This window comes from Paraflavitalea soli, assembly GCF_003555545.1.
Classification (GTDB): Bacteria; Bacteroidota; Bacteroidia; order Chitinophagales; family Chitinophagaceae; genus Paraflavitalea; species Paraflavitalea soli.
This window is the reverse complement of the sequence record NZ_CP032157.1, coordinates 2,467,214-2,478,666: the sequence shown is the minus strand read 5'-3', so window position 1 is coordinate 2,478,666 and position 11,453 is coordinate 2,467,214. Positions and strand designations below refer to the sequence as shown.

Here is an 11,453-nt window from a genome sequence, read left to right as displayed (position 1 = left end):
GCCATGTATCATAAGAAGATCATGCACCTGTTATTGCCTGGTTTCCTGCTGGGCATTTCAGGCCATGCCATCAGTCAGCCGCCACGGGGACTGCTGGTCGTATCGCCCCAGGTAAACGCCGGTAAAACGGTTACTTTCCGCTACCTGGCTCCCTGGGCGAAAGAAGTAAAACTGAACGCACAATTTGAAAAAGGACCTGTGCAGATGGTAAAGGATACGGCCGGTATCTGGAGTGTAACGACGGGGCCGGTGACGCCTGATATTTATCCTTATAGCTTCCAGGTGGATGGCATCACAGTGATGGACCCGGCCAATGTGGCTTTTTTCCCAAACGAGCGGTTCAAAGCCAGCCTGGTGGACATTCCCGGCGATACGCCCCTGGTGCATTCGCTGCAGGATGTACCGCACGGCGCCATCAACTACGAATATTATCCTTCGCTGGCGGGCACCACGGGCACGGTAGTCATCTATACACCACCGGGCTATGACAAAGAAGTGGCTAAACAATACCCCGTTTTCTACCTGATCAGTGGTACTACGGATACGGAAGAAACCTGGTTTAAGGTAGGGAAAACGAATTTCATACTGGATAACCTGATCGCAGCAGGGAAGGCAAAACCGATGATCATCGTAATGCCTTATGGAAACATAGAGGCGCGGATAGCAGAACAACATAATGGCATTAAACCGGGCGACCCTACCTCGCGGGAAGGCGCCGATGCGCTTATCCGGGCAAAGAACTTTGGGAACGACCTGGTGAAAAAGGTAATCCCCTATGTGGAGGCGAACTACCGGGTGATACCGGACAGGAACAGCCGGGCTGTAGGCGGTTTTTCCCGCGGGGGCGGACAAACATTGAGGACGGCTTTCGAGAACATGGATAAGTTTGCCTGGGTATGTTGTTACAGCGCCTACCTCTCCACGCAGGAAATGGAACGCAGTTACCAGCCGGTCTACACTAACCCGGATAATACGAATAAGCTTTTTAAGTTGCTGTGGATAAGTGTAGGTACAGAAGACTTTTTGTACAAGCCAACGATCGAGTTCATGGACTTCCTGAAAGCTAAAAAGGTAAACTATACAAGCCTCATCACGGATGGCGGGCATACCTGGATGAATACGAAAAAGTATTTAGCTGCTACGGCACAACTGCTATTTCAATAAACCTTGTAATGATGAAAAGATGGTATTGTATATTGCCGGTCTTGCTGTTGGCAGGTAATGCCACCCTGGCCCAAAGACCACCATCGATCAACTCACCGGAGGTAAAAGCGGATCATAGCATTACTTTCCGTTATTATGCGCGCAATGCGCAATCCGTGATCGTGAAAGGAGAGTTGCTGACGGCGCCGGTACCCATGACAAAAGATACGGCCGGTATATGGAGTGTAACGGTGCCGCCGGTAAAACCGGATATCTATCCTTATAGTTTTGTGGTAGACAATGTGGAACTGGCCGATCCTAATAATACGTTGATCTTTGCCAATGAACGATTCAAACGCAGCATCGTTGACATTCCCGGTAACGAGCCGCTTGTTCATGCTTTACAAAATGTGCCGCATGGGAAACTGAGCTACCGGTACTATACTTCCACCACCCTGGGCGCCACGCGTACTTTGCTGGTATACACACCCCCGGGCTTTATGGCCAACGGCACTACAAAATACCCGGTGCTCTATTTAATTCATGGTGGATCTGATACAGAGGAAACCTGGACCAAGGTGGGCAGGGCGCATTTCATTGCAGACAACCTCATTGCCAAAAAGCTGGCTACACCCATGATCATCGTGATGCCCTACGGCAATGTAAGGCCCCGACCCATGCCCGATTTTACCAGGGACATGATCGATGATATTATTCCCTTTATCCAATCGAATTATCCTGTGTTGACGGATAGCAAGCACCGTGCGGTGGCGGGGTTTTCGGTAGGAGGCGGGCAAACGCTCAATATCGGCCTCACCAATACGGATAAGTTTGGATATATCGCTGCTTATGCGCCTTACACGGCCACGGAAGAGTTTCAAAAGAATTTCTCCAACTGGTCGCCGGACGCAGGAAAAATAAACGCACAGGTTAAGCTCTTCACCATTAGTGTGGGCACGGAGGATTTCCTGTTTGAAAGTGTAAAGAAGAACCTGGCTATGTTCAAGGAGAAAAATATCCGGGTGAAAAGTTATATCGTGCCGGGTGGTCATACCTGGATGAACTGCAAGCAATACCTGGCTACTACGCTCCAGGAAATATTTAAATAGTGAACTGCACCATGCCATCAAACCTATTATCACCTGTACCGGACCGCCTGGCTGGCTGTCTGCCGGTACTGTTGACCATGCTTTTATTGAGCTCACTGACCGCATCGGCCCAACCTAAAAAACGAAATACGGAGGGCGCTAATAAGCCGGCGTCCCAACCGGGTGTTTTCCGCAATCTATTGCGCGAAGCAGGCTATCAGCAGGCAGCGATCGATGAGAAAGTAAACAAAGCCTGGTATGACATCTTTGAGGGTCCGCAACGGGTATACTTTGAAGTGGGTGATTCGATGGCTTATGTATCGGATGTGAAGAACCATGATGCCAGGACGGAAGGATTATCCTATGGCATGATGATCGCGGTGCAGCTGAACAAGAAAGATCAGTTTGACAGGATCTGGAGATGGTCGAAGAAATACCTGCAGCACCAAACAGGGCCGCGGGAGGGTTATTTTGCCTGGAGCATCGACCCGAAAACATTGAAAAAGAATTCGGAGGGGTCGGCATCGGATGGGGAGTTGTACTATATCACCAGCCTGTTGTTTGCGGCCAACCGCTGGGGCAATAATACGGGCATCCATTACTACAATGAGGCCAGGCGGATATTGGATGCGATGTGGAAAAAAGACGGGACGGGCAATATCTATAACCTGATCAATACGGAACACAAACAGATCACCTTTGTACCGGAAGGGAACAATTATAACTGGACGGATCCTTCCTATCATTTACCGGCCTTCTACGAGGTATGGGCGCTGTATGCGAAAGACGGGCATGAGCAATTTTACCGGGACTGTGCAGATACTGCGCGTGTGTTTTTGCACCGGGCCTGTCACCCGGTAACGGGCCTGAATACGGACTATGCGGAATTTAGCGGCCAGCCACATCCTACGCGTTGGATGCCCCCGGCTTTTCGTTATGACTCCTGGCGGGTGCCGATGAATATTGCGATGGACTACACCTGGTTTGGAAAGGATAAGCGCTGGCAGGAAGATTATGCCAGGCGTTTCCAGGGTTTCCTGCGCTCAAAAGGCATGGACAGCTATGAAGACCAGTTTAATGTGGATGGCTCCCGGCCTGATTTCATACTACAGGCCGGCCCTGTAAAAAAACTGCGGCATTCGATCGGCCTGGTATCTACAGCAGCCACGGCTTCATTGATCAATAAAGAGAAGAACAGCAAGGACTTTGTACAGGCGATCTGGCAGGCAAAACTGGAACCGTACGAAGACGGGTATTTCGATCCTTATTATGATGGTTTATTGTATTTATTCAGCCTGCTGCATCTGAGCGGTAAATACCAGTTGATTAAACCTTCTGCTAACCTGCCTGCTGTGGCCGTGGCTCCGTCAACCGTTAAAGAGGCGCGGCCTGACCAGGATCAACATGGTGAGCGTGCCGCTACCAATGTACGTTCGGCAGCCTATCCGCAAATCATGCCGGGCAGCCGGGTAGCCTTTCGCATCAAGGCGCCGGAAGCTCAAAAAGTGCAGGTGGACCTGGGCCGCAAATATGAGATGCTGCGGGATACAGGCGGATACTGGAAAGTGACCACGGATTCGATCAGTGAGGGCTTTCATTATTACTCGCTGCTCATCGATGGGGTAGCGCTTGCAGACCCTGCCAGTGAAACTTTTTATGGCATGGGCAGGATGGCCAGCGGTATAGAAATTCCTTTTAGCGGCGGGGATTATTATGCGGTAAAAGATGTGCCACATGGCGAGATCCGTATTAAAAGATACTTCTCTACGGTTACGAATTCCTGGAGACGGTTCTATATATACACACCACCTGGCTATGAAAGCGCTGCACAGCACTATCCTGTATTGTACCTGCTGCATGGCGGCGGTGAAGATGAAAGAGGATGGGCTACGCAGGGCAAAACGGATCTCATCATGGATAACCTTATCGCCTCCAAACAAGCCAGGCCCATGCTCATTGTGATGATGGACGGGAATATGGGCGGGGGAGGATTTGGCGAACAGGCGCTGGTTAATTTTGAAAATGAATTAAAGCAGGTGGTGGTACCATTTGTGGAAAGCAATTACCGCGCTGGTAAAGGAGCTGCCAACAGGGCGCTGGCCGGGCTGTCGATGGGAGGTTTGCAAACGCTGTATGCCGGCATTAAAAATACCGACCTGTTTGGCTACCTCGGGGTGTTCAGCAGCGGATGGCTGCCGATGCAACAAGCTATTTCGGAAGCGCAGTATCTGTTTATCAAAAATAACAAAGCAGCCATTGAGCAAAACCTTCAGTTATTGTGGATAGGGATGGGCGGTAAAGAAGATATTGCTTATAATAATTGTAAGCTGATGCTTGCGCGGTTTGATGAGCTGCAATTTAAGTATCAGTATAGTGAATACCCGGGTGGCCATACCTGGCCGGTATGGAGGAACAACCTTTATTCCTTCGCTCCTTTGTTGTTTAAATAATCGTACGTCAATGAAAAAGTATTATCAGTTCTGGTTGAATATAGGAGCCTGGCTGCTCCTTATGACGGGGACTGCCCAGGGGCAGAATCCCTTTATTACCGGTCAGTTTACAGCCGATCCGTCGGCCCGTGTATTTGGCGACCGGGTGTATGTATATCCTTCGCATGATATCCTTGCCACGCAGGGAAAAGGCAGGGTGGGGTGGTTTTGCATGGAGGATTATCATGTGTTCTCTTCTGCCAACCTTACGGACTGGACGGATCACGGCATGATCGTAACGCAGAACAAAGTACCCTGGGTACGGCCAGACAGTTATAGCATGTGGGCGCCTGATTGCATTTACAGAAATGGGAAATACTACTTTTATTTTCCGACAGCCGCCAAAGATACAACAGCCTATGGGAGGGGATTTGCCATTGGGGTAGCCATTGCAGATAAACCAACGGGACCTTTTGTGCCGGAATCAACGCCCATCAACAAAGTGCATGGCATCGATCCCAATGTATTTATTGATAAAGATGGTCAGGCCTATCTCTATTGGTCGCAGGGCAATATCTACGGCGCTAAGTTGAAAGAGAATATGACGGAGCTGGATGGTGAAGTAAAGGTGCTGGGAGAACTTCCGGGCAAAGGGCTGAAGGAAGGGCCTTATTTATTTGAGCGCAAGGGCATTTACTACCTGACCTATCCGCATGTAGAAAATAAAACGGAAAGGCTCGAATACGCTATCAGTGATAACCCCCTGGGTCCTTTTAAGGTAACGGGTGTTATCATGGATGAATCTGCTACGGGATGCTGGACCAATCACCAATCGGTGATCGAGTTTAAGGATCAATGGTATTTGTTTTACCATCACAACGATTATTCACCTGCTTTCGATAAAGCCCGTTCCATCAGGGTGGACAGTTTATCCTTTAATGCAGATGGTACGATCCGGAAAGTAAAACCCACCTTACGGGGTGTTGGCTTAACGGATGCCGGGGCAGCGATACAGGTGGACCGGTACAGCAGTATCAGTGATAAAGACCTGTCGGTTGCTTTCCTGGATACGCTTCAAAAATTTAATGGATGGAAAGTCATACTGGAAGCGCCGGGCGCCTGGGTACAGTACAATGGGGTAGACTTTGGAACAAAGCAATACAAACATATAAAGTTGAAGGTGCGGTCCTCAACAGGAGGCACCGTGCAGGTGCGGCTGGACCAGGCCGACGGGCCTGTTGTGGCAACGGTGAAGCTGGCTGCGGGCAATAACTGGCAGGAAGTAAAAACGCGGGTTTCGCCAGTAAGACAGGGTGTGCATGGCCTGGTGATCTCCTTGCAGGATGGGAAGGCTGTGGAACTGGACTGGGTAAGGTTTGAATGATGGCGCTGGCAGTGCCAGGATGTGTTATCCATTTTGTTTTCTCATACAGCAAGCATAATAAAGGGGGATGTTCTCATTCCCCTATTTTTTTTGTTAAAAGCCCATCGCGGCACATTCTGTTCCGATCTTCTCAATGTACTTTCTTCGTTTGCGACTGCCTGTCGAATCTTTATTTTCAACCTGCCAATTGCTGCCTATGCCAGTCGTATAGAAGACTACCATTTCTTTCCTTACCGTAGCATTTTCCCTACCCCCGATACGGTTGTCCGGCAGCTGGCGCTGTACTTCATTAACAACTAATTCTGCTTTTATGAATGATGTCTCATTGACCTTAGGGGCAACAGACGGGCAACGCTATTGCCCATTGCTCAGAAAGATCTTCGTTCCTCTATTTATTTTACTTAGTCTGTTCACTGTTTCTCCGGCAGGGGCGCAAAACACGGTGCAGGTGAGCGGCCGTGTGACCGGGGAAAACGGACAAGCGCTGGCGCGGGCTTCGGTAGGTGTGCTGGGGGCAACGGGCGGCGTTATTGCCGACAATAATGGACGCTTTACGATCACCGCCCCGCCCAATGGTGTGCTGGTGGTTTCGGCCATTGGTTTTGCTACGCAGGAGATCAGCATCAACAACAAAACAACCATCGATGTGGTGCTTATATCGGTCAATAAAATGGAAACGGAGGTAGTGGTGATCGGCTACGGAGCGCAACGTAAAAAAGACGTGACCGGTTCCACTGTTTCTGTGAAGGGAGAGACGCTGAGTGAGATCAAAGCGCCCAATATCCTGAATCAATTGCAGGGAAGGGCAGCGGGGGTAGATATCGTGAACAACAGCTCGCAGATCGGAACGGGCGGACAGATCCGCATCCGGGGCAACCGCTCGATCACGGGCAATAACGATCCCCTGATCGTGGTGGACGGCATGGCCTATGGGGGCAGTTTGAATGATATTCCTTCGGATAATATCGCCAGCCTGGACGTATTGAAAGATGCTTCGGCCACTGCTATCTATGGTTCCCGCGGATCGAATGGCGTTATCATCATTACTACCAAACGGGGTTCCAGCCAGCGGCCTGTTACCACGCTCAACAGCTATATAGGTATTTCGAGCCCTATTGACAAATACAAATTATTCAACGGGCAGGAGTATGCCAAATTTAAAGAGGATGCGGCGGCAGGCAATTCCAATAGCCCCAACACCAACCTCTATGCGCTTACCAATACGGAAAAAGCCAACCTGCAAAAAGGGGTAAGCACGGACTGGCAGGATCTTTTACTGACTACGGGTATAAGAACAGGGCATGACCTGGGGGTAAGGGGAGGCAATGAGCGGACACAGTATGCATTCGGTATCGGCTATTACCGGGAAACGGGTGTTATAACGGACCAGGAACTGGACCGTTATTCGTTCAATGTAAATATCGACCACAAGATATCTGAACGCTTTAAGATCGGCTTTACCAGTTTCAATACGATGGTGCGTTCCAATAGGCTCGGCACCAATGCGTATGGATCGGCTACAAGATTGGGTCCTTTATTTAAGCCCTACAATGATGACGGTACCATTAATCTGAAGCCGGCATCGGACCAGGGGGTGGACGCACAACAGATCAACCCGCTTACTTCTATCGGCAATAATGACCTTATCAAAGCATTTCAACGCAGGTACCAGTTCCAGCATAACTTTTATGCAGAAGTGAAGATCCTGCAGGACCTGAAATTCAAGACTACCTTCGGCTACGGCTGGTCACAAACCTTCAATAGCAACTACACGGGCCCTAATACGGTTTTCAACTCCAATCCTACCACAGCAGGATCGAGTCTTAACCAATCCAATGCAGAAGGCTGGCAATATACCATTAACAACTCTTTGGAGTATAATAAGTCCTTTGCCGGCAAACACAGGCTGCAGGTGCAGGCATTGCAGGAAGTGCAAAAGAATTATTTCCAGTCGCAAAGGGTAAATGGGGTGGGGGTGCCGGCAGACTTTATACAGGACTATAACCTGAACCTGGCCTATACGCTGGTGGCAGAATCCAATTCGGCTGGTTATACCGAATCGGCGCTGATCGGTTATATGGGCCGGGCCATCTATTCTTTTGATGATAAGTATTTATTGACGGCTACGGTGAGAACGGATGGGGCTTCAGTATTGGCTCCCGGCAAGCAATGGGTAACGTATCCTGCGGTTTCTGCCGGCTGGAATCTTGACCGGGAAAAGTTTCTCGCGAATGTTGATTTCATCAATAGCTTAAAGCTGCGGGCAGGCTGGGGCATTAGTTCAAACGCCGGCATCGGACCCTATTCCACCCTGGGCAGCCTTGGCAGCAATTTCTACAATTTTGGCTCCGGTACGGTGGTAGGGACCAACTTTGTAAATGGTTACCTCATCAATACCAGTCCCAATCCTGAACTGACCTGGGAAAAAACGCGTGGTTGGAACCTGGGTGTTGATTTTTCCTTCTTCAATAGCCGCCTTTCCGGTTCGATAGAATATTACCGTACGAATACCAGTGACATCTTATTGCAAAGGAACCTTCCCCGGAGTAATGGCACCAACTCTATTTTGACAAACGTAGGTAAGACGGCCTCTTATGGAATGGAATTTACCCTTAGCAGCGTGAATGTCAAAACAGCCAGTGGTTTCACCTGGCGTACGGATGTGAATGCTTTCTTCAACCGGGAAAAGATAACGGCCCTGCAGCTTGGCCTGCAGAGTGATGTGAACAACGGATGGTTTGTGGGCAGCCCTATCACTACTATCTATGATGTAAAAAAGATCGGTATCTGGCAAACCAGTGAAGCAGCACAGGCAGCTTCCTATGGTGTAAAACCAGGTGATATCAAATTAGAGGACCTTAATAAGAACAATTCCATTGGCCAGGAAGACAGACAGGTAGTGGGCAATTTTCAACCTGATTTTGTTGCAGGTATGACCAACCATTTCGAGTATAAGCATTTCGATCTGAATGTGGTGCTGTTTGGCCGTTTTGGTCAGACCGTGGTGGTGAACTACCTGGCAGCGGATGGCGGCGGAGCAGGTTATCCTTTCTTTCTCAACAGCCGTGTGAACCAACTGAAGGTGGATTATTGGACGCCTACCAATCCTACGAATGATTTTCCGCAACCAGATGCGGGGGTGGATGGTTTGCGTTTCACTTCCACGCTGACCTATCGTGATGGCTCTTTTATAAAGATCAGGGCTATTGACCTGGGTTATAATATTCCCTCGAAAGTATTCGGCCGTTCCGGTATCCAATCGATCAGGGCCTACGTATCTGCTCAAAACCCCTTTATTCTCTGGTCACCGCTGGTAAGAGATGGTTTGGGTATTGACCCGGAAGGAAATGGTACGGGTAATTCAGTGGGTAGTACTGCCGGTGGTGGAGCGCCTGTTCAGGGCCGCGCTATTACAGTGGGTATGGGTGTTCCTTCTACCCGTCAATTTATCGTTGGTATAAACATGAAGTTCTAATTATTAAACGATCGTTTTATGAATCAGCAAACATTCAGGTTCAGCTTACTATTGGGGACCATACTTATGATAGCCACGGGGTGCAAGAAATTGTTGGTGGAGCAACCAAGGCTCGGCTTTGCCCCTACCTTCTTTACCACATCGGATGGTATCCAGGGAGGTATTGCCGGTATTTATTCCAGTTTCAGGAGCCAGTGGGGCACGCAGATATTTACGCAATTATACAATTCCGGAACAGACGAAAGCATCAGGGGCGCAGCGGCGGATGTGCAGCACTGGTTTACCTATAATCAGCCTTTAATAAAAAGCAGTTCGGGTGATTACGAAGGTTTTTGGAATACTTTGTTTATCGATATCAATACGGCTAACGGGGTGCTGGAGTATGGGGCTTCGGTGGATATACCGGCAGCCACCAAAACGCAGTTATTGGCCCAGGCCAAATTCCTCCGTGGCTTTTGTTATTTCTATTTGGTGACCACTTTTGGGCAGGTACCGTTACATACAACCTTCAATACCTCGCCATCTGCAGCAGATGCGCCTGCACCGCTGGCAGACCTGTATGCGCAGATCATCAAAGACTTCACCGAATCGGCAGCCGATCTGCCGAACCTTCCGGCAGCAGGCACGGGAAAACCAGGTACCAAATCTACTGCCTTGTACCTGCTGGCCAAGACCTATTTGTGGAGAGGATGGTCAGCAGCAGCACAGCCTGCTGATTTCCAACAAGCCTATACTATTGCCAAAGGGATCATTGACAACAAAGCTACTTATGGCCTGGACCTATTGCCATTTTTCAACAATGTTTTCAGGGAAGGGAATGAGTACAGTGCTGAAGTGTTGATGGTGGTTGATCATACAAAGGACCTGAAGTTTGGTCAGAATAACCAGCCGGGCACGGGCGGCGGCGGTGCGGGCGCCAACCAGTCGAACTTTTTTTGGCGTGCGGGCTATGACCTCATCAAATCCGATTATCCGGGCACCAGTGGTACCAATGTGGTAGGAAGGGATATACAAAACGGCCGGCCCTATCGCCGTATCAGGCCGAATATGAAATATGTATTGGAAACAGCTTTCGCCAACCGGGCTACTGATCAACGCTATAATGGCACTTTTCAAACCATCTGGTTGTCCAATGGAGGTCCTTATCCTACCGGCGCTACTACTACCACACCGGGCAGCAATGGAGCTACGGTCAACGGAAAGGTGCTGATCAATAAGGTAGATACGGCGATCTGGCTGCGCGACAGGGTGGTAACGCCTGCGGAAAGAGCTGCTTTTAAAGGGATTATTTTTGAGCCGGATTACCAGCCGGGGGCGACCATCAAGTTTACCGATCAAATGTTTCCCACGGTGAGGAAGTTTGATGATTCTACCAGGGGCGACCAAAATGACTATTCCGACAGGCCGTATATACTGTTCCGGTTTTCCGACGTGTACCTGATCGCAGCAGAGGCTGCGATCAAAGGAGGCGCCACTTTACAGGATGCTGCCACTATGATCAATGTACTGAGGACCCGTGCGGCACTTATGCCTAACCAGACACCGGCTGAATATACTGCTGCGGTGGCGGCCCAGCAAATTACTGCTGCGCAGGTAACGCTTGACTTCCTGCTGGAGGAAAGAAGCCGCGAATTATTTGCCGAGGACACGCGTTGGTGGGACCTTTCCCGGACAAAGAAACTGGTGGACCGGGTGAAGTTATTCAACCCGGAGGGTGGGCCCACGGTCCAATCTTTCAATATGCTAAGACCTATTCCACAATCGCAGATAGACCTGGTGACGGAGGGCCCCAAATACCCCCAGAACCCGGGTTATGAATAAGGTATTGTAATTGTCGCAGTCAGATCGATCATGGGGGGCGGATGGACACCGCCCCCTTTTGACATTTGTGCCAGTAATTTTGACATCCGGGTCAGGCATACCCGGTAAGTACG

6 protein-coding genes are annotated in these 11,453 nt (G+C 49.7%); all 6 read left to right on the top strand.

What is annotated here, in order from left to right; all coding sequences use genetic code 11:
- Positions 1-3: 3 nt before the first annotated feature.
- Positions 4-1,164 carry an esterase gene (locus D3H65_RS09100; RefSeq protein WP_119050007.1) on the top strand — a complete coding sequence of 387 codons (1,161 nt, stop codon included), beginning with the start codon at positions 4-6 and terminating at the stop codon, positions 1,162-1,164.
- Positions 1,165-1,172: 8 nt separating this feature from the next.
- On the top strand, positions 1,173-2,252 hold the full coding sequence (locus tag D3H65_RS09095) for an esterase (protein WP_211345656.1): 1,080 nt from the start codon (positions 1,173-1,175) through the stop codon (positions 2,250-2,252).
- An 11-nt stretch (positions 2,253-2,263) separates the two neighbouring features.
- Positions 2,264-4,681: a glycosyl hydrolase family 8 gene (locus tag D3H65_RS33280; RefSeq protein WP_245999710.1), complete on the top strand. Its 2,418-nt coding sequence runs from the start codon at positions 2,264-2,266 to the stop codon at positions 4,679-4,681.
- Between the two features lie 10 nt (positions 4,682-4,691).
- Positions 4,692-6,044: a family 43 glycosylhydrolase gene (locus D3H65_RS09080; protein WP_119050005.1), complete on the top strand. Its 1,353-nt coding sequence runs from the start codon at positions 4,692-4,694 to the stop codon at positions 6,042-6,044.
- A gap of 310 nt (positions 6,045-6,354) precedes the next feature.
- A complete protein-coding gene (locus tag D3H65_RS09075; RefSeq protein WP_119050004.1) occupies positions 6,355-9,519 on the top strand; it encodes a SusC/RagA family TonB-linked outer membrane protein in 3,165 nt (1,054 codons plus the stop codon).
- Positions 9,520-9,537: 18 nt separating this feature from the next.
- The gene (locus tag D3H65_RS09070) at positions 9,538-11,340 is read left to right on the top strand and encodes a RagB/SusD family nutrient uptake outer membrane protein (protein ID WP_119050003.1); all 1,803 of its coding nucleotides are present in this window, start codon (positions 9,538-9,540) and stop codon (positions 11,338-11,340) included.
- The last annotated feature ends 113 nt before the right edge of the window (positions 11,341-11,453 follow it).